At 66.1% G+C, this 21,907-nt stretch carries 20 protein-coding genes, 1 tRNA gene and 1 pseudogene; 11 read left to right on the top strand and 11 right to left on the bottom strand.

All coding sequences use genetic code 11. The features are described from left to right. Together HUU94_RS04170 and HUU94_RS04175 are read right to left on the bottom strand one after the other, a co-directional pair. Window positions 1–814, bottom strand: an 814-nt coding sequence (locus tag HUU94_RS04170; RefSeq protein ID WP_174273852.1) for a histone deacetylase family protein, incomplete at its 3' end; no start/stop codon positions are given. Further along, window positions 814–2,217 (bottom strand): UdgX family uracil-DNA binding protein, encoded by a 1,404-nt coding sequence (locus HUU94_RS04175; RefSeq protein WP_174273868.1) that lies wholly within the window; start codon window positions 2,215–2,217, stop codon window positions 814–816. The genes HUU94_RS04175 and HUU94_RS04170, both read right to left, overlap by 1 nt. A gap of 173 nt (window positions 2,218–2,390) precedes the next feature. Here HUU94_RS04175 and HUU94_RS04180 point away from each other — a divergent pair, with 173 nt between their 5' ends. Continuing rightward, a complete protein-coding gene (locus HUU94_RS04180; RefSeq protein ID WP_174273853.1) occupies window positions 2,391–3,875 on the top strand; it encodes an ArnT family glycosyltransferase in 1,485 nt (494 codons plus the stop codon). Here HUU94_RS04180 and HUU94_RS04185 read toward each other — a convergent pair. Genes HUU94_RS04185 through hspQ form a run of 4 tightly spaced genes read right to left on the bottom strand, consistent with a single transcriptional unit; the run spans window position 3,872 to window position 7,259 of the window. After that, window positions 3,872–4,639 carry an ABC transporter permease gene (locus HUU94_RS04185; protein ID WP_174273854.1) on the bottom strand — a complete coding sequence of 256 codons (768 nt, stop codon included), beginning with the start codon at window positions 4,637–4,639 and terminating at the stop codon, window positions 3,872–3,874. The genes HUU94_RS04180 and HUU94_RS04185 overlap by 4 nt on opposite strands. After that, entirely contained in the window at window positions 4,636–5,568 is a 933-nt protein-coding gene (locus HUU94_RS04190; protein ID WP_174273855.1) for an ABC transporter ATP-binding protein, read from the bottom strand. Before HUU94_RS04190 ends, HUU94_RS04185 begins: the two co-directional genes overlap by 4 nt. 56 nt (window positions 5,569–5,624) lie before the next feature. Next, a complete protein-coding gene (locus HUU94_RS04195) occupies window positions 5,625–6,869 on the bottom strand; it encodes a putative DNA modification/repair radical SAM protein (RefSeq protein ID WP_174273856.1) in 1,245 nt (414 codons plus the stop codon). Between the two features lie 42 nt (window positions 6,870–6,911). Beyond that, the gene (gene hspQ / locus HUU94_RS04200) at window positions 6,912–7,259 is read right to left on the bottom strand and encodes a heat shock protein HspQ (RefSeq protein ID WP_254601931.1); all 348 of its coding nucleotides are present in this window, start codon (window positions 7,257–7,259) and stop codon (window positions 6,912–6,914) included. Between the two features lie 154 nt (window positions 7,260–7,413). Here hspQ and HUU94_RS04205 point away from each other — a divergent pair. Beyond that, a tRNA-Ser gene (locus HUU94_RS04205) sits at window positions 7,414–7,503 on the top strand. A gap of 159 nt (window positions 7,504–7,662) precedes the next feature. On the opposite strand, the gene kdsA is transcribed toward HUU94_RS04205, so the two are convergent. From kdsA to HUU94_RS04225, 4 genes are all read right to left on the bottom strand, one after another. Continuing rightward, window positions 7,663–8,520 carry a 3-deoxy-8-phosphooctulonate synthase gene (kdsA, locus tag HUU94_RS04210; protein WP_174273858.1) on the bottom strand — a complete coding sequence of 286 codons (858 nt, stop codon included), beginning with the start codon at window positions 8,518–8,520 and terminating at the stop codon, window positions 7,663–7,665. Between the two features lie 295 nt (window positions 8,521–8,815). Next, window positions 8,816–9,481 (bottom strand): DUF6975 family protein, encoded by a 666-nt coding sequence (locus HUU94_RS04215; RefSeq protein WP_174273859.1) that lies wholly within the window; start codon window positions 9,479–9,481, stop codon window positions 8,816–8,818. Between the two features lie 104 nt (window positions 9,482–9,585). After that, window positions 9,586–10,413 carry an alpha/beta fold hydrolase gene (locus HUU94_RS04220; RefSeq protein WP_174273860.1) on the bottom strand — a complete coding sequence of 276 codons (828 nt, stop codon included), beginning with the start codon at window positions 10,411–10,413 and terminating at the stop codon, window positions 9,586–9,588. Between the two features lie 52 nt (window positions 10,414–10,465). Next, the gene (locus HUU94_RS04225) at window positions 10,466–11,890 is read right to left on the bottom strand and encodes an MFS transporter (RefSeq protein WP_254601933.1); all 1,425 of its coding nucleotides are present in this window, start codon (window positions 11,888–11,890) and stop codon (window positions 10,466–10,468) included. An 82-nt stretch (window positions 11,891–11,972) separates the two neighbouring features. Here HUU94_RS04225 and HUU94_RS04230 point away from each other — a divergent pair, with 82 nt between their 5' ends. From HUU94_RS04230 to HUU94_RS04250, 5 genes are all read left to right on the top strand, one after another. Then, window positions 11,973–13,001, top strand: coding sequence for an aspartate-semialdehyde dehydrogenase (locus tag HUU94_RS04230; RefSeq protein WP_174273861.1), 1,029 nt, complete (start codon window positions 11,973–11,975; stop codon window positions 12,999–13,001). Next, on the top strand, window positions 13,001–13,444 hold the full coding sequence (locus tag HUU94_RS04235; RefSeq protein ID WP_438827102.1) for a GFA family protein: 444 nt from the start codon (window positions 13,001–13,003) through the stop codon (window positions 13,442–13,444). Before HUU94_RS04230 ends, HUU94_RS04235 begins: the two co-directional genes overlap by 1 nt. Further along, window positions 13,431–14,192: an alpha/beta fold hydrolase gene (locus HUU94_RS04240; RefSeq protein ID WP_174273870.1), complete on the top strand. Its 762-nt coding sequence runs from the start codon at window positions 13,431–13,433 to the stop codon at window positions 14,190–14,192. Before HUU94_RS04235 ends, HUU94_RS04240 begins: the two co-directional genes overlap by 14 nt. A gap of 92 nt (window positions 14,193–14,284) precedes the next feature. Continuing rightward, on the top strand, window positions 14,285–15,436 hold the full coding sequence (locus HUU94_RS04245; protein ID WP_174273862.1) for a GGDEF domain-containing protein: 1,152 nt from the start codon (window positions 14,285–14,287) through the stop codon (window positions 15,434–15,436). Further along, on the top strand, window positions 15,433–16,578 hold the full coding sequence (locus tag HUU94_RS04250; protein WP_174273863.1) for a GGDEF domain-containing protein: 1,146 nt from the start codon (window positions 15,433–15,435) through the stop codon (window positions 16,576–16,578). The genes HUU94_RS04245 and HUU94_RS04250 overlap by 4 nt, the downstream gene beginning before the upstream one ends. Window positions 16,579–16,584: 6 nt before the next feature. On the opposite strand, the gene HUU94_RS04255 is transcribed toward HUU94_RS04250, so the two are convergent. Continuing rightward, the gene (locus HUU94_RS04255) at window positions 16,585–18,027 is read right to left on the bottom strand and encodes an AMP nucleosidase (protein ID WP_174273864.1); all 1,443 of its coding nucleotides are present in this window, start codon (window positions 18,025–18,027) and stop codon (window positions 16,585–16,587) included. Between the two features lie 226 nt (window positions 18,028–18,253). Here HUU94_RS04255 and HUU94_RS04260 point away from each other — a divergent pair, with 226 nt between their 5' ends. From HUU94_RS04260 to HUU94_RS04275, 4 genes and pseudogenes are all read left to right on the top strand, one after another. Further along, window positions 18,254–18,835: a YqgE/AlgH family protein gene (locus tag HUU94_RS04260; protein WP_174273865.1), complete on the top strand. Its 582-nt coding sequence runs from the start codon at window positions 18,254–18,256 to the stop codon at window positions 18,833–18,835. 160 nt (window positions 18,836–18,995) lie between these two features. After that, entirely contained in the window at window positions 18,996–19,547 is a 552-nt protein-coding gene (locus HUU94_RS04265; protein ID WP_174273866.1) for a hypothetical protein, read from the top strand. 110 nt (window positions 19,548–19,657) lie between these two features. Beyond that, on the top strand, window positions 19,658–21,067 hold the full coding sequence (gene ahcY, locus HUU94_RS04270; RefSeq protein WP_174273867.1) for an adenosylhomocysteinase: 1,410 nt from the start codon (window positions 19,658–19,660) through the stop codon (window positions 21,065–21,067). Window positions 21,068–21,168: 101 nt separating this feature from the next. Further along, window positions 21,169–21,907 (top strand): annotated as a pseudogene (locus HUU94_RS04275) (histidine kinase); the annotation flags it as partial.

A 21,907-nucleotide genomic window follows, 5' to 3' on the forward strand; every position in this document is an offset into this window, starting at 1 on the left:
CGAGCGTGCTGGCGACGGCCAGGCGATGTTCGGCGGCGGTGCGGCCGACGAAGGCGTCGCGCGCCGCCAGCCCCCCGTCGCTGAGCGCCAGGCGCCCGAGCCGATCGTCGTGATGCGGATCGACGCCTGCCTGGTACAGGATCAGATCGGGCGCGAACGCGCGGATTGCCGCGGGCAGCTCCTCGGCGAGCGTATCGAGATAGGCTTGGTCGCCGATCGCATCGGGAAGCGGCACATCGCGCGAGGAGCGCGCCTTGCGCACGGGAAAATTCTTCTCGGCGTGCAGCGAGAGCGTGAAGACGTCCGCGCGCCCGGCGGTGAGGCTGGCGGTGCCGTCGCCCTGATGGACATCGAGATCGAGGATCAGGATGCGCTCCACCAGACGTTCCGCCAGCAGGCGGTTCGTGGCGATGACGAGATCGTTGAACACGCAATAGCCGGCGCCGCTGTCGGCGAGCGCATGGTGGCTGCCGCCCGCCGCATTGGCCGCGCACCCCCGCTCCAGCGCGATCCGCGCGGCGAGATAGGTGCCGCCGACCGAGAGCAGCGAGCGGCGCGCGACCCTCGGAGTCACGGGAAAGCCGATCCGCCGCTGCTTTTCGGGGGGCACCGCGCAGGTGAGAACCTGCTCGACATAATCGGGGTCGTGCACCGCCTCGATCCAGCCGCGCGCGATCGGATCGGGGGTATGCACGGTGTAGGGGCGGCCGCTCTCCGCCAGCGCCTCCATCACCAGCCCATATTTGTCGAACCGGAAGCCGCTGCCGGGCGCGGCCGGGGAGACGTAATCGGGATGGTGGACGACGTGGAGCATCAGCCGACCAGTTCGGCGAGCCGTTCCCCGGCGCGGCGGAGATCGCCGACGAAGCGCTTGAATTCGGCGTCGGCTTCGGTTCTGTCCTGGATGCGGAGCAGGAAGCTCGGGTGGACCGTCACCCATGCCTCGCCGCCGTCGGCGAGCCGGTGCGGCGTGCCGCGCGTGCCGCTGATCGTCACGACGCGGCCGAGCAAAGATCGCGCCGCGGTCGCCCCCAGCGCGATCGTCAGCTTGGGCCGGATGATCTCGCGCTCCTGCTCGATCCACCATTTGCACGCCTCGATCTCGGCGCCGTCGGGTTTCGAATGGATGCGCCTCTTGCCGCGCTGCTCATATTTGAAATGCTTGACCGCATTGGTGACGTAGGCGGTGGCGCGATCGATCCCGGCAAGCTCGAGCGCCTGGTCGAACATCCGCCCCGCCGGGCCGACGAAGGGGCGCCCCGCCAGATCCTCCTGATCGCCCGGCTGCTCGCCGACGAACATCAGCGGCGCATCGACGCGGCCCTCGCCGAACACGGTCTGCGTCGCGGGCTTGTAGAGCGGGCAACGCGTGCAGCCCGCCGCCTCCTCGCGCAGCGCGTCCCACGCGGCGGCGGCATTCCCGCCGATCTCCCGCCGGCTCTTGTCGACCATCTCCAGCTCCCGTGCGCGCGCGCCCGCGATCAATCCGGGCACCAACGCGGTTTCGGGCATATTCTTCCAATATTTCTTCGGCATCTCCTTCAGCATCGCGCCGATCTTGACGCGCGCGGGATTGAAGATCGAGGCGTAATAGGTCTTCCATGTCTCCTCGAGCGGATCGCCGTCGGGGGCGTCCGCGCGCGTGGCGCCGGGGGCTTCGCTGAGCGTCTCGCCGTTCCAGTCGAGCGAGAGCTCGGGCGTCAGGATCGTCCAGCGCATGCTGGCGAAGCGATCGACGAAGAAGCGCGCATTGCGGCGGACGATATGGTGCGCGGGCTCGAACCAGGCGACGAAGCGCACGTCATCGCCCTCGGCCACCTCGCGGAAGCGAAGGAAGGCGCGCATTTTATGGATATCGCGGCGCACCTCCTTGGCGAGCGTTTCCAGGCGGCGCAGAGCGGGATCGGCATGGTCCTGCATGCTCGCCTGCCCCTGCTTCAGCCGCAGCAGCATCGCGTAGAGCAAGGCGAAGCGCTGGGGATCGGAATGGCAGATCACGTCCTCGGCGAGCGCCACGAAGGCGCGGGGGACGGGGAAGGGCGTGCCCGCCACGGGCGCGGCCGGCGCGGCCTCGCCGGCCATCGCCAGCAGATCGCCGCTGGCACCCGATACCCGCCAGTCGATCTCGCCGGGAGGTGTGTCCGCCGAGGCGAGGCTTCGCGCCGCGTTCCGCCAGCCTTCGAAATCATCTTCGGCGGCGAGTTCGGCGGCATGCATCGATCCTAGATAGGGCGCATCGCCCATCAGACCAGCCGCAATCGCGCCTCGATTCGTCGGCGCCGACACATATTGCAATGTCGGCGAAACAGCGCGCACCCAGTCGGCGGCCCGTCAGATCATGGCGGGTGGGATCGATGGCCAGCAGCGCGATTGCTTTCGACGACAGAGGCTTGCGGACCGCGAGCCGTCCACGGCTGGAGGGCGCGAGCCTCGATGGCGTGCTGATGCTCGCGGCGGCGTTCGCGTTGCGCTGCTGGTGGTTCGGCAATCCGGTGGTGCAGGTCGACGAGCAATTCTATCTGCTCGTCGGCGATCGGCTGCTGCACGGCGCGCTGCCGTTCGTCGATATCTGGGATCGCAAGCCGATCGGGCTGTTCCTCGTCTATGCCGCGATCCGCCTGCTCGGCGGCAGCGGGATCGTCGAATATCAAATCGTCGCGACGGGCTGTGCCGCCGTGGCGGCCCTTCTGATCGTGCGGATGGCGCGGCTCTGCGCGAGCGAGACGGCGGCGCGGATCGCCGGTGTGGTGTCGCTGCTCTGGCTGATCGTCTTCGATGGCGCGGGCGGGCAATCGCCGATCTTCTACAATCCGCTGATCGCGGGCGCGGCGACGCTGACGCTGGGGGCATTCCGATCGGGCGATCCCAAGCGGATCGGACGCGCCGGGGCGGGGGCGATGCTGCTCGCGGGACTGGCGATCCAGATCAAATATACCGCGCTGTTCGAAGGTGTCGGCTTCGGGCTCGTGCTGCTGTGGAGTGTGTGGCGATCGGGGATAAGGCGAGCGCGGCTGGCCGGGCTTGCCTTATCCTGGGTGACGATCGCGCTGACACCGACCGCGCTGGCCCTCGCTTATTATGCGGGCCGCGACCATGGCGGCGCCTTCGTCTTCGCCAATTTCCTGTCGGTGGGGCAGCGCGGTTCGGTGCCATTGCCGCAGCTCGCCGGGCGGTTGGCGAACATCGCCGCCATGGCGTCGCCGATGGTCGCGGCGGCCTGCTGGGCGTTTGGGGCGCCTTATCGCGATCAGGCGGCGAAGGATGTGCGGCGTTTCGTGCTGGTCTGGCTGGCGGCGGCGCTGGCGGGATTGGTCGCGATCGGCGCCTTCTACACGCATTATTTCCTGCCGATGATCGTTCCGCTGTCGCTCGCCTGCGCCCCGGCCTTCGATCGTGTCGCGCGGTGGGGAGGGACGCGCGCCTGGCGGCCGGCCTTGCTGCTGCTGCCGATCGGGGCGATCCTCGCCGCGAGCGTCAGCCTCACCCGTCTCCACAAGCGCGGGGATGGGCAGGCTGTGGATGCGGTGGTGCGCGCGATCCAGCCGCGCCTCGATGGCTGCCTGTTCGTGTTCGACGGCGAGCCGATCCTTTACCAGATGACCCACGCTTGCCTCGTTTCGCATTATGCCTTTCCCGGGCACCTCAACGAACGGAAGGAAGCGGCGGCGATCGGCGCCGATCCGGTGCGCGAGGTCGAGCATGCGATGGATGCGCGGCCCGACGTGGTCATCACCAGCGATCGGCCCGCCAAGGACGGCAATCTCGCGACCTGGGCGGTGATGCGCCATCGCCTTTCGCACGATTATGCCTTGGTCGCGGCCGTACCGATCTATCATCGCCTGAGGCTGGTCTATCAGCGCCGCGTCGCAGGTTAGGTCCGGAGCCGCCAGCCGGTGCGGAAGATGATCATCACCACGGTTATGCAGGCGATGAGGAACAGCAGGGTCAGTCCCGCCGCGATGCGGATATCGACGTCGGCGACGCCGTAGAAGGCCCAGCGGAGGCCGTTGACCAGATAGACGATCGGATTGAACAAGGTGACCGTCCGCCACGGCTCGGGCAGCATATCGACCGAGTAGAAGGTGCCGCCGAGGAAGGTCAGCGGCGTAATCACCATCAGCGGCACGACCTGCAATTTCTCGAACCCGTCGGCCCAGCAGCCAAGGATGAAGCCGAACAGGCAGAAAGAGATCGTGATCAGCAGCAGGAAGACGATCGCCCATAAAGGGTGGACGATATGGAAGGGAACGAAGAAGCGCGCCGTCGCGAGGATCACCAGCGCGAGGATCACCGATTTGGTCGCCGCCGCCCCGACATAGCCCGCCAGCGTCTCCGGCACGCCGACGGGCGCCGAGAGCAGTTCGTAGATCGTGCCGGTGAAGCGCGGCAGATAGATTCCGAAGCTCGCATTGGCGATGCTCTCCGAAAGGATGGTCAGCAGCATCAGCCCGGGAATGATGAAGGCGCCATAGGGCACGCCGTGCACCTCGTGCATCCGCCCGCCCATCGCCGAGCCGAACACGACGAAATAGAGCGAGGTCGTCAGCACCGGGGTGAAGATGCTCTGGAACAGGGTGCGCCATGTCCGCGCCAGCTCGAAGCGATAGATGGCGCGGATCGCGTGGAGATTGAGGCTCATGCCCGGCTCTCGACGAGATCGACGAAGATATCCTCGAGGCTCGATCGGTGCATGTCGAGCGATTTGAAGTCCACGCTTTGGGCATCGAGCATCTTGACCAGCTTCGCGAGCCCGCGTGCCTCGGCTTCCCCGGACGCGATCGCATAGGTCAGCGTCAGGCCGTCGTCGGACAGCGCCAGCGGCCAATCGGCGAAGGCGGGCGGGATCGCATCCAGCGGCTTGGCCAGGCCGATCGTCGCCTCGGTCTTGCCGAGCCGGCCGAGCAGGGCCTGCTTGGGCTCGACGAGGATCAGCGCGCCCTTGTCGATCACGCCGATGCGGTCGGCCATCTCCTCGGCTTCCTCGATATAATGGGTGGTGAGGATGATCGTGACGCCATCGTCGCGCAGCCGGCCGATCATCTCCCACATGTCGCGCCTGAGCTCGACATCGACGCCCGCGCTCGGCTCGTCGAGGAACAGCAGCTCGGGCTCGTGCGCCAGCGCCTTGGCGATCAGCACGCGGCGTTTCATGCCGCCCGAGAGCTGCATGATCTTCGAACCGCGCTTGTCCCAGAGTGACAGCGCCTTGAGCACGCGCTCGACCATGGTGTCGTCGCGCGGCTTGCCGAACAGGCCGCGCGAGAAAGCGACGGTGCTCGCCACGGTCTCGAACATGTCGGTCGCAAGCTCCTGCGGGACGAGACCGACGCGCGCGCGGGCATGCCGCCAATCCCGCGCGGCATCGATTCCGTCGATCCTGATCGTGCCGGAGGTGGGGCGGACCAGCCCGCAGACCGCGCCGATCAGCGTCGTCTTGCCGGCGCCGTTGGGACCGAGCAGCGCGAAGATCTCGCCGCGTTCGATCTCGAGATCGACGCCCTTCAATGCCTGGTGGCCGCTACTATACGTCTTGGTCAGGCCAGAAATGGAAAGGATCGGCGCGGCCATGCCTTTCCATGGCGAGGCGCGTGCACCCGTGTCCAGCATTTCCCGGCGTCGCGCGCTTAGGCAGCAAACAATTCCATCTGCTCGACCTTAGGCGCGATCGCGCGACGCAGATCGGCGGCGCCGTCGAGCCGCGCGGGCGTCCAGTCCGCCGCGATCAGAAACGGCCGCACCTTGGCGATCGAAACCGTCAGCCGGCCGATATCGTCGAGCCGCAGGCGCCGCCACTTGCGGCTGGTGAGGATCGCGGCGATCGCCTTGGTGCCGAGGCCCGGCACGCGCAGCAATTGCTCGCGGCTGGCGCGGTTGACGTCGACGGGAAAGGTGTCGCGAAATTTGAGCGCCCAGGCGAGCTTGGGATCGATATCCAGCGGCAGCATGCCGTCCGCGCCCGCGGCGGCCGCCACTTCGGGCGCCGAAAAGCCGTAGAAGCGCATCATCCAGTCCGACTGATACAGCCGGTGTTCGCGCATCAGCGGCGGGCGCTTGAGCGGCAGGACGGCGCTCGCATCGGGGATGGGGCTGAACGCCGAATAATAGACCCGGCGCAGCCCGAAGCGATCGTAGAGCCCGCTGGCGCTGGCGATGATATCGCCGTCGCTCGCACCATCGGCCCCGACGATCATCTGCGTCGACTGTCCCGCCGGCGCGAATCTGGGCGCCGATCGATAGCGGCGGCGCGCATCCTGCCGATCGTCGATCGCATGCTTCACATCGCCCATCACGCTTGCGATCCGCGTGGCGGACTTTTCGGGCGCCAGGCGCTCCAGCCCGCGCTCGGTCGGCAGCTCGACGTTGATCGACAGACGATCGGCATAAAGCCCGGCGAGGTGGACGAGCTCGGGATCGGCATCCGGGATCGTCTTGAGATGAATATAGCCGCGAAAATCATGATCCTCGCGCAGGCTGCGCGCGACCTCGACCAACTGCTCCATCGTATAATCGGAGGAGCGGATGATCCCGGACGAAAGGAACAGCCCCTCGATATAATTGCGCTTGTAGAAAGCTATCGTCAGCCCGACGACTTCCTGCGCGGTGAATCGCGCGCGCCTGACGTTCGAGCTTTTCCGGTTTATGCAGTAATGACAGTCGAAGATGCAGCTGTTGGTCAGCAGGATCTTCAACAGCGAGATGCAGCGCCCATCCGGCGCATAGGCATGGCAGATGCCCATGCCTTCGGTCGATCCCAATCCCTTGCCATCCCGCGAATTGCGCTTGGCGGTGCCGGAAGAGGCGCAACTGGCATCATATTTGGCGGCATCGGCAAGGATGCCAAGCTTCTCACGGGTATCGAGCTGCGCCATCCGTTCACACTACGTTCGTGCGACGGCTTCGGCAAGTCACGTTCAGTGGCGATGCTCGCGGCGCAGCGCGTAGCGCCCTTTGTCGAATGGCTCGAACAGGCCGTTGATCGCGGGATGATCGATCGGCTCCTCGCTCTCGTCCGTCTCCAGATTCTGCTGGCTGACGTAAGCGACATAGCTCGAATCGGCATTTTCCGCGAGGAGATGGTAGAAAGGCTGGTCCTTGGTCGGCCGCGCGTCCTCGGGAATTGACTGATACCATTCCTCGCTGTTCGCGAAGACAGGATCGACGTCGAAGATCACGCCGCGAAAGCCGAACAGCCGATGCCGCACGACATCCCCGATCGAAAAGCGCGCATGGCGGATCGGCGGCATCGGCGGATGCGCCATGGAAGGAATCGCGGTGCTGCGGGTTGGCAGGTTCATAGCGTCTATTTAGGTGCGTTGCCGCGCGCCGCAAGCGGCCTTGGCATACGGGATCGGCTCGGCTAGGAGCGCCGTTCCAGCGACCGGACGGGGCCTCGCCTCACGCCATGCCTCATGCGGAGAGGTGCCAGAGTGGTCGATTGGGACGGTCTCGAAAACCGTTGTGCCTTCACGGGCACCGTGGGTTCGAATCCCACCCTCTCCGCCACTTGCCTTGGTCGTAGGCGTTCGTATCAATCGTTAATCCCGCAAACGGCGTCGACGGCCCCCGTCCCGGGCGGCGCCGAGCCGATCGGCTATCCGGCGTGGCCGAGGCGTTCAACCTGAGCGCTTCAAACTAACCCGCACCATCAGGTGCGGCCTAAACCTAAAGCGTGACGACCGGCCGGCTCTTCACGAACCGATCGAGTGCCACCAGTTCTTCGACCAAAGCCTCGAACCGATCGAGCGGCACGGCATTGGGGCCGTCCGATTTGGCCGCCGCGGGGTTCGGGTGTGTTTCCATGAACAGTCCGGCAACGCCCACGGCGACCGCTGCGCGCGCCAGCACCGGCACGAACTCGCGCTGGCCGCCGCTGCTGCCGCCTTGCGAGCCGGGAAGCTGGACCGAATGGGTCGCGTCGAACAGTACCGGGCAACGCGTCTCGCGCATGATTACAAGACCCCGCATGTCGCTGACCAGATTGTTGTAGCCGAAGCTGGTCCCGCGATCGCAGACCATGATCGGGGGTTCGCCAAGGCCGGCTTCCCCCGCCGCCTCCCGGGCCTTGGCCACGACCTGCATCATGTCGCCGGGCGCCATGAACTGGCCTTTCTTGATGTTGACCGGCTTGCCGCAGGTGGCGACCGCTTCGATGAGATCGGTCTGGCGGGCGAGGAAGGCGGGCGTCTGGAGCATGTCGACGACCGCGGCGACGGGCGCGACCTGAGAAAGTTCATGCACGTCGGTGAGCACGGGCATGTCGAGCGTCTCGCGCACCTTGGCGAGTATGCGGAGGCCCTCGGTCAGGCCGGGGCCGCGAAAAGAGCTTCCCGCGCTGCGGTTCGCCTTGTCGAAGGAGCTTTTGTAGACGATCAGGATGCCGAGTTTCTCGCCGATCTCGCGCAGACGCTCCGCAGTCGCCATCGCCATCACCTCGCTCTCGATCACGCAAGGGCCGGCGATCAGGAACAAGGGCTGGTCCAGGCCGATACTATACTGTCCGAAATGAAGAATAGTCGTCATGGCGCTGGCTGCGGTTCCTCGATCGCTTGTGCGGCTCTGGCACAGAAACTCTGTGCTATGCCAGCGCTGATCATTCCCTCGCTTGGGGGCCACTGATCATAGGCTCTCCGAGATATATCAGCCATAAGGCCGCGCGATTGGCCAGGCATCCGTCAGCGTTTCGTTCACGCGAGGACGGTCTTTCCCCGCACGGATATTGTCGTTGCTAATAACGTCCGGATCAGCGTTGCGGATAAGCTTGGGCGGTTGTGCCGTGGTCGGAGGTCCCGGCGGGTGGCAGCCCGTCTTCAGTTACCTAGACGGCGCACCCACGGGCATCGGCGCGGATCGAGAGATAATCGAGCAGGCCGCTATGATGCGCGAGCAATTGTCGCGCGCCGAACGCGAGGGTGCGATCGAGCCGGGGGCGTTCGGGAAGCGCTGCCAACAACGCGCGGCAGGTCTCGTCGTCCGGAAGGCGGGTTGCCGGCACCGCCAGCCCGAGCCGTTCGGCGGCGCCGTCGATCGTGGCGCGGAGCGGCTGCCAATCGAGCAGCAACGCTACCGCCGCGCCGATCGCGCAGCCGAAGCGTTCCGATCGCGCGATCGTATCCAGCGATTGGCGCTGCGCCAGGATCGCCGAAACCGTGCCCGAATCGCCGGGGGTGCTCGGCGTCGGCCCCGCCGAGGCGATGACGTCGGCGAGATAGGCGCGCTCCAGGACGAAGCCGGCGCAGGCCTCGCGCAGGAAGGCATCGGCGCCGGCCCACACGTTTTCGCGCGCAACGGTCTCGATCAGGCCCGGCGCGGTGCCGTGGAGAAGCGAGAACATATGGACGAGATCGGCAATATTGCCCGTCGCCGTCGTGCCGGCGTTGAGCTCGGCCGAATGGAGCCAGGGATGCGCCGCGCAGCCTTCGCCGGCGACAAGAGAGACCATCAGCCCGCCGTGATCGACGGGATCGCAAAGGATCTGAGCCAACACCGAACGCAACTCCACTCGTACACCACCGCCTGAGTAAGCGGGCGGCGTTACGCTCGCCCCTAGGAACAGGGTTTACGCCGCGTTAGCCAAGCTTTGCCCGATCAGGCGCGCGCGAAGGCGAGCAGATCCTGCGTGAGACGATCCTTCTCCGTCACGTTGAGGCCATGCGGTGCGCCCGCATATTCGATCAACTGCGCCCGGCTGCCGAGCAATTGCGCGGCGGCGCGCGCCGAGGGCGCGATCGGCACGGTCTTGTCGCCGGTGCCGTGGATGATCAGCGTAGGGATGTCGAACGACGCCAGATCGGGCCGGAAATCAGTCTTGCCGAACGAATCGATGCAGGCGAGCGTCCCCGGCAGTCCCGCATGCATCGCCATCGCCCAGAAATGATCGAGCACTTCCTGGCTGACCGGGCTGGAGATGAAGCCGACCCCGTAGAACATCTCGGCGAAGCTCTTCATGAAATGCGCGCGATCCTTGGCGATCGGCGCCTTCATCTGATCGTCGAACACCGAGGCGTCGACGCCGTCGGGGTTGGTATCGTCCTTGAGGAGATAGGCGACGACGGACGAGACCAGGCCCGCCTTGGCGATGCCCTTGCCGCCGTGTCGGGACATATAGCGCGCGACCTCGCCGCCGCCCATCGAGAAGCCGACGAGCGTCGCGTCGCTGACCCCCGTCTGCTCGATCACCTGCGCGAGATCGTCGGCGAGCTTATCATAATCGTAGCCGCCGAACGGCTGGCTCGATCGGCCGAACCCGCGGCGATCGTAGAAGATCACGCGATGGCCCGCAGCGGCAAGCGCCAGCGCCTGATCGTCCCAGCTATCGGCGGTGAGCGGCCAGCCGTGGAGCAGGATGACCGGGCGGCCCTGGCCCCAGTCCTTGACGTAGAGATCAACATGATCGCGGGTCTTGATATAAGCCATATGTACGCTCCTCTTGGGCGACGCGATAACGCCAAGGCGGCGGAAAAGCCGCTCAGGCACCGTGAAATTCCGTCCGGGCGCTCGGTTCGGCGGCGTGCGATTCGCCCTGCGCGGGGGTGCGGATCGAGGGGCGCAGGCGCGCGATGCTGAGCAAGGCGGCAAGTGTCGTCAGCGCCGCCGCGATCATCGCGGGCGTGGAGGAGGCGCCCAGGCCGCGCGCGAGCAAGGCGGCGACGAGCGTGGCGCCGATCGTCTGGCCGGAAAGCCTCGTCGTCGAGATGAGCGCGCCCGCCGATGCCGCGCGCTCGCGCGGGGCCGAGCCCACGATAAGCCGCGCGTTGGGCGAAAGGTAGAGCCCGAAGCCCGCCCCGCAGAGCGCCATGCGCCACGCGACATCGTAATAATCGGGGTCGTGCGGCAGCCAGGCGAGCAGCAGCAGCGCGACCGTCGCGGTCGCCATGCCGATCCCGCCGAGCAGGCCCGCCGGATAGCGGTCGCTGAGCATCCCGGCGACAGGAGCGACGATCATCGTCGTCAGCGGCCAGGGCGCGATCATCGTCCCGACCGCGCGCGGGCTGAAGCCGAAGCCATGTTGCAGGCGGAACGGCAGCGACAGCAGCAGCGCCATCGACGCCACGAACGCGAGCAGCGCGCCGACAGTGGAGAGCGCCAGCACCGGCCGCGCCAGCAGATCGACGGGCAGGATCGGGATTGGCTCGCGCCGTTCGTGCAGTACCAGCCCCACCGCAAAGGCGATGCCGATCGCCACGATCGCGGCGCTCACCACGGGCGAGCCGCCGTGCACCATCGCCTCGAGCCCGGCGACCAGCAGCCCGAACGCCGCCATGTTGAGCATCGCACCCGCCAGATCGTAGCCCCCCGGCCGCGCCGGCACATCGGGCAGGCTGGCGCGGCCCAGCCAGAGCGAGAGCAGGCCGAACGGTGCGCCCAGCGCGAAGACCCAGGGCCACGGCGCGAAGGCGAGGATCAAGCCGCCCGCCGTCGGCGATACCGCCGCCGATACCGAGACGACGACGCTGTTGATGCCCAGTCCCCGGCCGAGCTTGTCGGACGGATAGATCGATCGGATCAGCGCGGACATCACCGAAAGCGCTGCCGCGGCACCCAGCGCCTGCAACGCGCGGACGACCAGCAGGAAGGGCAGGCTCTTCGCGAAGAAGCAGAGCATCGTCGCGATCGTGAACAGCAATTGGCCGAGCTGGTAGAGACGCTTGAGGCCGATGCGGTCGCCCAGCGCGGAGAAGGGCAGCAACGTCATGACCAGCACGAGCTGATAGACCGTCACCACCAGCACCGCCGAAGATCCGTCGACATCGAGATCGCTGGCGATCGTCGGCAGCGCCACCGTGGCGATGCCGCCGTCGATCACCGTCAGCACCGTCCCCAGGCTTATCGCGGCGACGGCGCCGTAACGTTGGGGGGCGGGCAGTCCTTCGTGGGCGGGGGGCAGAGGCAAGCTCGGCTTCTCCAGGCTATGGCGCGCTTGCTGGACAAGCGCACAGTTCTGCTTCAACGGCGCGGGCGCAAACGGAGGATATATGGGCTATCGTGTGGTCGTCGCCGGGGCGACCGGCAATGTCGGTCGTGAAATGCTGAACATCCTGGCCGAACGCGAGTTTCCGGCGGACGAGATCGCGGTGCTCGCCTCCTCGCGCTCGGCGGGCGACATCGTCGATTTCGGCGAGACCGGCAAGAAGCTCAAGGTCCAGAATATCGAGCATTTCGACTGGGTGGGCTGGGACATGGCGCTGTTCGCGATCGGCTCGGACGCCACCAGGAAATATGCGCCGATCGCCGCGGCGGCGGGCTGCACGGTGATCGACAATAGCTCGCTCTACCGGATGGATCCCGACGTTCCCCTAATCGTGCCCGAGGTGAACCCCGAGGCGATCCAGGGCTATCGCGCCAAGAATATCATCGCCAACCCTAACTGCTCGACCGCGCAGATGGTCGTCGCGCTTAAGCCCTTGCATGATTACGCGACGGTCAGGCGTGTCGTCGTCGCGACCTATCAGTCGGTCTCCGGCGCGGGGAAGGCGGGGATGGACGAGCTGTTCGAGCAGAGCCGCAATATCTTCGTCGGCGATCCCGCCGTGGCGGCCAAGTTCACCAAGCAGATCGCGTTCAACGTCATCCCGCATATCGACAGCTTCCTGGACGATGGTTCGACCAAGGAGGAATGGAAGATGGTGGTCGAAACCAAGAAGATCCTCGGCCCCAGGATCAAGGTGAGCGCGACCTGCGTGCGCGTGCCCGTGTTCGTCGGCCATTCCGAAGCGATCAACATCGAGTTCGTGGACGAGATTTCGGCGGCCAAGGCCAAGAGCCTCCTGCGCGAGGCGCCGGGCGTGATGCTCGTCGATAAGCATGAGGACGGCGGCTATGTCACGCCGATCGAATGCGTCGGCGAATATGCCACCTATGTCAGCCGCGTGCGCGAGGATCCGACCGTCGACAGCGGGCTCAGCCTGTGGTGCGTCAGCGACAATCTCCGCAAGGGAGCGGCGCTGAACGCGGTACAGATCGCCGAGCTGCTAGGACGAAGGCACCTCAAGAAGGCGGCCTGATGACGGCGATGACCGGCGGCTGCCAGTGCGGACGGGTTCGCTACATCGCCGAGATCGCGTCCGACGACGCCTATCTCTGTCATTGCAAGATGTGCCGCCGGGCGACCGGTGGCGCGTCGATCGCCTTCGTCAATGTGCCATCGGGCGGCTTGCGCTGGTATACCGAGCCCGACTGGTATCGATCCTCGCCGATCGCGCACCGTCCTTTCTGCTCGACATGCGGGACGCCGCTCGGCTTCGCCTTCCTCGAAGGCGGCGAAAATATCGACATCACTTTAGGCTCGTTCGACTCGCCGGAGCGCTTCCGGCCGAAGCATAATTACGCGAGCGAGAGCATCTTGCCTGCGTGGCTCGATTGCGGCCATCTTCCGACGATCCGGACGGAAGATAACCCCAACGTCGTCAAGCGCTGGAAGGAGGCCGTTGGCCATCTCCCGCGATAGTCTGGAGCCGCGCTTCTTCGCGGCGGCCGACGGTGCCGAGCTCGCCTGGTACGAGATCGGCGCGGGGCGGCCGCTGGTCCTGATCCATGGCCTGTTCTCCAACGCCTGGACCAATTGGGTGCGCTACGGCCATGCCGAGCGGCTGGCGAGCGAAGGGCGGCGCGTGATCATGCCCGATCTGCGCGGTCATGGACGCAGCGCCGCGCCGCGCGATCCGGCGGCCTATCCGCCCGACATCCTGGCGACCGATGCGCTGGCGCTGATCGCGCACTTGGGAATCGAGGATTATGACCTCGGCGGCTATTCGCTCGGTGCGCGCACCACTTTGCGCGCGCTCGTGCGCGGTGCTCGGCCCCGCCGCGCGTTCGGCGCGGGCATGGGGCTCGACGGCATATTGGACACGCAGGGACGGGGCGCGTTCTTCCGCGGCGTGCTGGAAAAGCGCGGAACGCATCCGCGCGGATCGACCGAATGGATGTCCGAGGCCTTCCTGAAGACGACCGGCGGCGATGCCGAAGCGCTGCTGCTGATCCTCGACACCTTCATAGATACGGAGATCGACGCGCTCCGAGCCTTGACGATGCCGATCGGCATCATCTGCGGCGTCGACGATCATGACAACGGATCGGCGGAGGCTCTTGCAAACATTTTTCCGCAGGGCTGGTTCGAAGGAATCCCCGGAAATCACATGAGTGCGGTGTTGCGCCCGGAATTGGGGCAGGCGATCGCGGCCTTTTTGGTGCAATAACGTTAACCATAATAATACTTTAACCGCTTGACGGCGCCTTGTAAGGCGGCTTTGACGCGCGCCAACTCTTTGGGGGAAGAGTTGGCGCGCCTATGTATCATGCTCCGTTTCTTATCGCCCTGGGGCCATGCCTGATCATGGCGCTGGCGGCGCTCGCGATGTGCATCCTGAGCAGCACGTTGGCGCGGACGCGGCATGCGCGTCTATGGGCGCTGAGTTTCGCGCTATACGCGCTCAGCTACGGGCTGGGCGCGATTTTGAAAGATACGGAGCGCGGGCTCTATCCGTTGATCTACTTCCTCTCGATCTGCGCGGTAATGGCTTATGTCGCCGGGTTTTGGGAGCGCCGCGGCTGGGCCTCGCTCGGCCGGATTCCGGTGGCGCTTGCGGTCGTTCTCCTGTTGCTGACACCCTTCATGTTTTTGAGGCCGATGCAATTCGGTCTGGTCAACATAGCCTTCATCACCGCCCTTCACTTCCTGCTGTTTTCTTGGATGTCGTCGCTGGTGTCGCCGTGGGGGCGGCGGCCGTCGGCCACGGAAGCATCGATCATCGCGATGCTCGTGGCGGCTGCGCTTTCCAGCGGCGTGCTTTTCGCGATCGCGATACTGGAAACCTTTGGTCGCGTTCCGGGCGGCACGTTCGTCCGGCTGTCGGGTCTTTCCAGGACGCCGCTTTCGGCGGCGCTCGGTTTGTTCACGCTCATGCTGATCGCATCGGACTTCTCGCGTGAGCGCTTGCGGCTGATCCTCACCGATCCCCTGACCGGAATCCTCAACCGGCAGGGCTTCGAACTTGCGGCGCGCCGGGCGATAGGCCGTGCACGGCGCACGTCGCGCGCCTTATCGCTGGTGCTGGTCGACATCGACCGATTCAAGGCGATCAACGATCGCTTCGGCCACTTCGAGGGCGATCGTGCCTTGATCCGCTTCGCGCGCTATCTGTCCGATGCGCTTGCCAAATCGGGCGCCGTCGCTCGATTCGGAGGCGAGGAGTTCGCGCTGCTGCTTGAAGGACATGACGCCGCGGCTGCCTTCGATCGCGTCGAGGTGATCCGCGAAGGTCTTGCCGGCCTGGAAATCCCCCTCAGCGCCCCGATCGTGGTCACGGCGAGTTTCGGCATCGCCCAGCACCTGCCCCATGAAACGCTCGAAGGCCTTCTCGCCCGCGCCGATGCGGCGCTCTATCGATCCAAGCAAGGCGGTCGCGACCGTACCACCCTCGACGATGAAGGTGCGCCTTGATCAGCGGCGGCCATCCCGGATTGGCGCTGATCGCGATCACCTTCATGGTAGCGCTGGTGCTGGCGATCGCCTGGCTCGATTTCGATCGTCCGCGTCACGCACTGAGCTGGTCGGTGGCATTTGGCTTGCTCGGGCTCGTCTGGGTGCTGGACGGGCTGTTTTCGCAGCTTCATCAGCAAAGCCCCGTGTTGCGATTCGCATTGCTGGCGCTTTGCGGGATCGCGACGGGCTTGAATACGATCGGGTTTCGCCAGCGGGCGGGTAAGCCCGCCCCGCGCAGGCCGGTGGCGACGGCGATCGCCACGCAGATCGCCGCCACCGCCATCATTCTGGGCGCCGGCGGATCGAGAAATGTCGCCGCATGGCCCCTCTACATTTTGAGCGCGGCTGCGGCATGGAACGCATCGCGATCGCTGATCGGACGCCGCCAGGGCGAACGGGCGGCGGAGCGGTTGGCGCAATATGGTCTCTGGACATTGACGCTTCTGAGTCTTGCGCTCCTGCTTTCCGGGGCATTGGCGGAGTTCGGATGGTATCAAGGCCTGTGTCATCTGTCGGCCGCGGATTTCGTTCCGTTCTTCCCGGTGTCGATCACCGGGATCGGCCTGTTCACGGTGTTCCTGCTCACCGCCGATCTGGCCGATCAGTCGAGGCGGCTGGCGGGGACCGACGTGCTCACGGGGCTGCTCAACCGGCGTGGTTTCGACGATGCGGCGAGCGCGCTGCTCGGCAGCGCGGCGCGGAACGGGCGCAATATCAGCCTCGCGATGATCGACATCGATCGCTTCAAGGAGGTCAACGATCGTTTCGGGCATCTCGCGGGAGATGGGGTGCTGCGCCATTTCGCCACCTGCCTCGTCGAGCATGCCCGGCCGCGGGACATCCTTGCGCGCGTCGGAGGCGAGGAGTTCGCGCTCGTCTTCGCCGATCTCGATGTCGGCGCGGCATCGCGAATCGCCGAGACGATTCGCGCGATGGTCGCCGATTGTCCGCTCGGCCTGCCCGAGGATTATCGGATAACGGCGAGCTTCGGGATCGCCGAGCTGGGTGTCGACGACAATCTCGCCGCCTTGCTCTCCCATGCGGATCGCGCGCTTTACGAGGCGAAGTCCAGGGGACGCAATCGGGTGGTCGCGCCCTGAGCGGGGTCAGCGGAACGGCGGCTCGTTGAAGGCGCGCAGCTTGCGGCTGTGGAGCTGTTCGCCCGCGAGGCGCAATTCCTCGATCGCGGCGATGCCGATGCGGAGATGTTCGGCGATGGCGCGTTCGTAGAAACGGTTGGCCTGGCCCGGCAGCTTGATCTCGCCGTGGATCGGCTTGTCGGAAACGCAGAGCAAAGTGCCGTAGGGGACGCGGAAGCGGAAGCCCTGCGCGGCGAGCGTCGCGCTCTCCATGTCGATCGCCACCGCGCGGCTCTGGCTGAAGCGCAGTGCCGACGATGTATAGCGCAGCTCCCAGTTTCGATCGTCGGTGGTGACGACCGTGCCCGTGCGCATCCGGCCCTTGAGTTCCTCCGCGCTTTGGCCCGAGACCTTTTGCGCCCCTTTCGACAGCGCTTGCTGGATCTCGGCGATCGCCGGCACGGGGATCTCCGGCGGCAGGACGTCGTCGAGGACATGGTCGTCGCGGAGATAGGCATGGGCGAGGACATAGTCGCCGATCCGCTGGCTGGGCCGCAGCCCGCCGCAATGGCCGATCATCAGCCACGCTTCCGGGCGCATCACCGCGAGATGATCGGTGATCGTCTTCGCGTTCGAAGGGCCGACGCCGATGTTGACCAGCGTGATGCCCGAACCGTCCTCGGCAACGAGGTGATAGGCGGGCATCTGGTGCTTCTTCCACGCGGCATCGGTGATCGCGGCTTCGGGATCGCTGTCCCCGGCGCGGACCTCGAGCCCGCCCGCACCGCTCAGCATCGTGTAGGGGCCGCCTTCGCGAAGCTGCTCGCACGCCCAGGCAACGAACTCGTCCACGTAGCGGGTATAATTGGTGAAAAGGATATATTTCTGGATGTGCCTTGGTGGGGTGCCGGTATAGTGCCGCAGCCTGGCGAGGCTGAAATCGACCCGCGCCGCATCGAACAAGGCGAGCGGGCGAGGGCGGTCGTGGCCGTGGCTCCAGGTGCCGTCGGCAAGCTCGTCGCCGATCCGCTCGAGATCGGTCGAAGGAAAGATCCGCGCCAGCTCGGCGGCGCGGACGTCCGCCAGATCGAGTCCGGCGTCCAGCACATAGGGATAGGGGATTTCGTCCTCGCCCAGCCCCGTTTCCACCCACACGCCGAAATCGTCGATCAGCATATCGAGCTGGGTCGCGAGATAATCGCCGAACATCGCCGGCTGGGTCACGCTGATCGCATAATCGCCGGGGGTATTCAGCCGTCCATAGGCGCGGCCCAGCGGCCCCGGATTGGTCTCGCCGTCATAATGCAGCTTGATCTGCGGATAAGCGAAGGCGCCCGACGCGCGGGTCGCGGGATCGGGGCGGACGCCCGTCTCGATATAGGCCGCGAGCGCTTCGCGCAGGCGCGCGACCGATTGTTGATACAGCGTGTCGAGGTCCTCGACGATCTTGAGGCTGCGGTTGGTGGGCATCGGCTCAGGCCGATGCCGGCAGGGCGTCGGCCGACCCGCCGCGAAACTCGCCATCCGCCGCCAGGTTCGGCCACTCGTCCAGAAATGGGTCGCCTGCGGCGATGGTCATGCGCGATGTCCCTGACTGAGCCTTGCCGTCGCTCTACCAGCAGCATCCCCCGAATTGGAAGGGCGCGGACGGCGTGACGAGGTGGACGCGGCGGCGTCGGCTGCCTAACTCCTTGTCATGTCCGGAACAGATGCTGGCAAGACGGAAGCGAAATCGCTCGCGGGCGAGCTGTTGCTGGCGATGCCCGGCATCGGCGATCCGCGGTTCGCGCATGCGGTGATCGCGATGTGCGTGCATACGCCGGGCGGCGCGCTGGGGATCGGGATCGGCAGCCTCGTGCCGAAGCTGACGCTGCACGGATTGCTGGATCAATTGGAGATCGATCCGGGCGTCGCCCCCGATCGTGTGATCCACCTCGGCGGTCCCGTCGAGCGGCAGCGCGGCTTCGTGCTGCACAGCGACGATTGGGCCGGCGAGGATACGTTGACGGTGCCCCGCGGCCTTGCGCTGACGACGACGCTCGATGTCCTGCGGGCGATCGCGGCGGGGGAGGGACCAAGCCGGTGGCTGGTCGCGCTGGGCTATGCCGGCTGGGGCGCGCATCAGCTCGATGGGGAAATGGCGCGGCACGGCTGGTTCAGCACCGCCGCCGATGCCGGCATCCTGTTCGACGTTCCCGCCGCCGAACGCTGGCCGCGCGCGTTCGCGGCGGCCGGAGTCGATGTGCGCCTGCTCGCTTCGACGACGGGGCACGCCTGAACGTCCGCGTAACGATCGCGAATTTTTCGGCGAGCGTTGCAGACGGGCAACGGTTTACGCGCAAGTAACGAAAAATTCTGATGAATTCCTCATGAACCTGTGATTTAACCATTCTTGTCGCGGGGGTGTCGGGGTGGTGCCGGGCGACAAGGGGGGGTATATGTTCAAGTCGTTTGGGGCCGCCGTTGCGGCCGTCGCGCTGGTGGCATCGCCGGCAACCGCATCCTGCTGGAACGCGGAGGAAACCTCCGCCGCCACGATCCGCGATCTGCAATCCTTGCTGATGGTCGCAACGCTGCGCTGCCGCGCCGCGCATCTCGACATCACCGCCGAGTATAACGGCTTCGTTCAGGCCAACAGGGCGCTGATCCAGCGTGAGAACGATCGTATCAAGGGGCATTTCATCCGGGCGCAGGGGCCGATCGCCGGACAGAAGGCCTATGACGCCTTCGCGACGCATCTCGCCAACATCTACGGCGCCGGTGAAAGTTCGGCCGAAGCCTGCGACGGCATGGCCGCGCTGGCCCGCGAGGCGGTGCTGATGGCGAATTCCGAGGATGGCCTGCTGCTGCTCGCCGCGCGCCAGGGGGTTGCCACCGAAGTTCCCGGCGGGATGTGCTCGGCGCCGCGCGCGACAATGGCGATGATCGGCGAGCCTGGCGCCGTCGATAGCCCGAGCGAGACACAGGCAAGCATCGCCGACCGTCGCTGATTGACATATAAAGATATCTTTATATTTGATTCTGCAACCCGGGGCGGCTAATCCGCTCCGAGGCGGCAGGCATTCTGGCTGGCGCCCCATGCCTTGCCAGGAGAAGCGCCGTGGCCACCGCCACCACCTTGAGCCCCACCGATTATGTCGTCCGCGACATCACGCTGGCCGATTTCGGCCGCGCCGAGATCCGCATCGCCGAAACCGAAATGCCGGGCCTGATGGCGTTGCGCGAGGAATATGGCGCCTCCAAGCCGTTGAAGGGCGCGCGGATCACCGGATCGCTGCACATGACGATCCAGACCGCGGTCTTGATCGAGACGCTGGTGGCGCTCGGCGCCGAGGTCCGCTGGGCGACGTGCAACATCTATTCGACGCAGGACCATGCCGCCGCCGCGATCGCCGCCGCGGGCATCCCCGTCTTCGCGATCAAGGGTGAGAGCCTCGCCGAATATTGGGATTATGTCGGCTCGATCTTCGATTGGGGGAATACCACCGCCAACATGATCCTCGACGATGGCGGCGACGCGACGATGTTCGCCTTGTGGGGCGCCAAGCTCGAAGCGGGCGCGACGCTCGGCGAGCCGGAGAATGACGAGGAAGTCGAGTTCCAGCGCGCGCTGAAGGCGTTCATCGCCGCCAGGCCCGGCTATCTCACCGAGAGCGTCAGGGCGATCAAGGGCGTCTCGGAAGAGACCACCACCGGCGTCCACCGGCTCTACGAGATCGCCAAGAAGGGCGAACTGCCGTTCCCCGCGATCAACGTCAACGACAGCGTCACCAAGTCGAAGTTCGACAATCTCTACGGCTGCAAGGAATCGCTCGTCGATGCGATCCGCCGCGCCACCGACGTGATGCTTGCCGGCAAGGTCGCTTGCGTCGCTGGCTTCGGTGATGTCGGCAAGGGCTCGGCGCAGTCGCTCCGCAACGGCGGCGCGCGCGTGATGGTCACCGAGGTCGATCCGATCTGCGCGTTGCAGGCGGCGATGGAGGGCTTCGAGGTCGTGACGATGGAGGAAGCCGTGCAGCGCGCCGACATCTTCTGCACCGCCACGGGCAATGCCGACGTCATCACCGCCGATCACATGAAGGCGATGAAGCCGATGTCGATCGTCTGCAACATCGGCCACTTCGACAGCGAGATCCAGATCGCCGCTCTGTCGAACTACAAGTGGACCGAGGTGAAGCCCGGCACCGATCTCGTCGAATTCCCCGACGGCAAGCAGATCATCGTCCTTGCCAAGGGCCGCCTCGTCAACCTCGGCTGCGCCACCGGCCATCCGAGCTTCGTGATGTCGGCGAGCTTCACCAACCAGACGCTGGCGCAGATCGAGCTGTTCACCAAGCCCGGCGAATATGACAACAAGGTGTTCGTCCTGCCCAAGCATCTCGATGAAAAGGTGGCCGCGCTCCACCTCGAGAAGCTCGGCGTCAAGCTCACCAAGCTCAGCGACAAGCAAGCCTCCTACATCGGCGTTTCCACCGAAGGGCCGTTCAAGCCCGATCATTACCGCTACTGATCCGAAGGTCGGGCGGCCGGCGCGTCGACGGGATGCGCCGGCCCGCACGCCTGCTATAGAAGGCGCGTGACGCCGCTCGATCCCGCCCCCGGACGACGCTTATGCTGATGTCGCCCGCCGCCGCAGTGATGCTCGTCGTGCTCGTGGGCGCATGGCTGATCGCCGCCGCGCTGGCGGTGATCTGGGGACTGCGCGGCGGTCGCGCGGGTAGGGCGATCCAGCAGCGTGTCATCGATCTCGAAGCCTACCTCGCCGTATCTCCGTCGCTGGCGTTGCTGATCCGCGAAGACGGCAGCCTGGATTGCGATGCGCGGGTGGCGGGATGGCTGGGTTTTCAGGAGATGCCCACCGATCTCGGGGCGCTTGAGGACGTCGGCTTCGATGGCAAGGAGGTCGCCGACCTTCGGAAGGGCGTCGCCGGCGCGATGAGATCGGGCCGGTCGCTCGATCAGCTTCTCGCCGTGCCGCGAAGCCAGCGGATGTTGCGCCTGCGGGGCGCGCCGCTGCCCGAGAAGCCGGGGGAGGCGCCGCGCCTGCTCGCCTGGATCACCGACGTCACCGATTCGCACAGGACCGCGCTCCGCTCCGCCGAGGAAACGCGGCGGCTGGGGCTGGCGCTGGACAGCCTGTCGGCGGTGATCGAGGCCGCGCCCTTTCCGATCTGGCACCGCAATCCCGAGATGCGGCTCGCCCTGGTCAACGCGGCCTATGTTCGCGCGGTCGAAAGTTCGGATGCGGCCGATGTGGTGCGGCGCGGGCTCGAGCTGATCGACGCCGGCGGCGACGGCACGGCGGCGGAGATCGCCCAGCGCGTCGCGACGGCGGGTGCACCCACCACCC

The sequence above is a fragment of the Sphingomonas bacterium genome (assembly GCF_903644055.1).
Classification (GTDB): Bacteria; Pseudomonadota; Alphaproteobacteria; order Sphingomonadales; family Sphingomonadaceae; genus Sphingomonas_I.

Bases quoted from the DNA above. Each gene is read 5' to 3' on its own strand.
- HUU94_RS04260 (WP_174273865.1), top strand. From the start codon at position 18,254: ATGTCCGGAACAGATGCTGGCAAGACGGAAGCGAAATCGCTCGCGGGC.
- HUU94_RS04175 (WP_174273868.1), bottom strand. From the start codon at position 2,217: ATGCATGCCGCCGAACTCGCCGCCGAAGATGATTTCGAAGGCTGGCGG.
- HUU94_RS04255 (WP_174273864.1), bottom strand. From the start codon at position 18,027: ATGCCCACCAACCGCAGCCTCAAGATCGTCGAGGACCTCGACACGCTG.
- HUU94_RS04235 (WP_438827102.1), top strand. From the start codon at position 13,001: ATGACGGCGATGACCGGCGGCTGCCAGTGCGGACGGGTTCGCTACATC.
- HUU94_RS04245 (WP_174273862.1), top strand. From the start codon at position 14,285: ATGTATCATGCTCCGTTTCTTATCGCCCTGGGGCCATGCCTGATCATG.
- HUU94_RS04265 (WP_174273866.1), top strand. From the start codon at position 18,996: ATGTTCAAGTCGTTTGGGGCCGCCGTTGCGGCCGTCGCGCTGGTGGCA.
- HUU94_RS04220 (WP_174273860.1), bottom strand. From the start codon at position 10,413: ATGGCTTATATCAAGACCCGCGATCATGTTGATCTCTACGTCAAGGAC.
- HUU94_RS04195 (WP_174273856.1), bottom strand. From the start codon at position 6,869: ATGGCGCAGCTCGATACCCGTGAGAAGCTTGGCATCCTTGCCGATGCC.
- HUU94_RS04185 (WP_174273854.1), bottom strand. From the start codon at position 4,639: ATGAGCCTCAATCTCCACGCGATCCGCGCCATCTATCGCTTCGAGCTG.
- HUU94_RS04230 (WP_174273861.1), top strand. From the start codon at position 11,973: ATGGGCTATCGTGTGGTCGTCGCCGGGGCGACCGGCAATGTCGGTCGT.
- hspQ (WP_254601931.1), bottom strand. From the start codon at position 7,259: ATGGCGCATCCGCCGATGCCGCCGATCCGCCATGCGCGCTTTTCGATC.
- HUU94_RS04190 (WP_174273855.1), bottom strand. From the start codon at position 5,568: ATGGCCGCGCCGATCCTTTCCATTTCTGGCCTGACCAAGACGTATAGT.
- kdsA (WP_174273858.1), bottom strand. From the start codon at position 8,520: ATGACGACTATTCTTCATTTCGGACAGTATAGTATCGGCCTGGACCAG.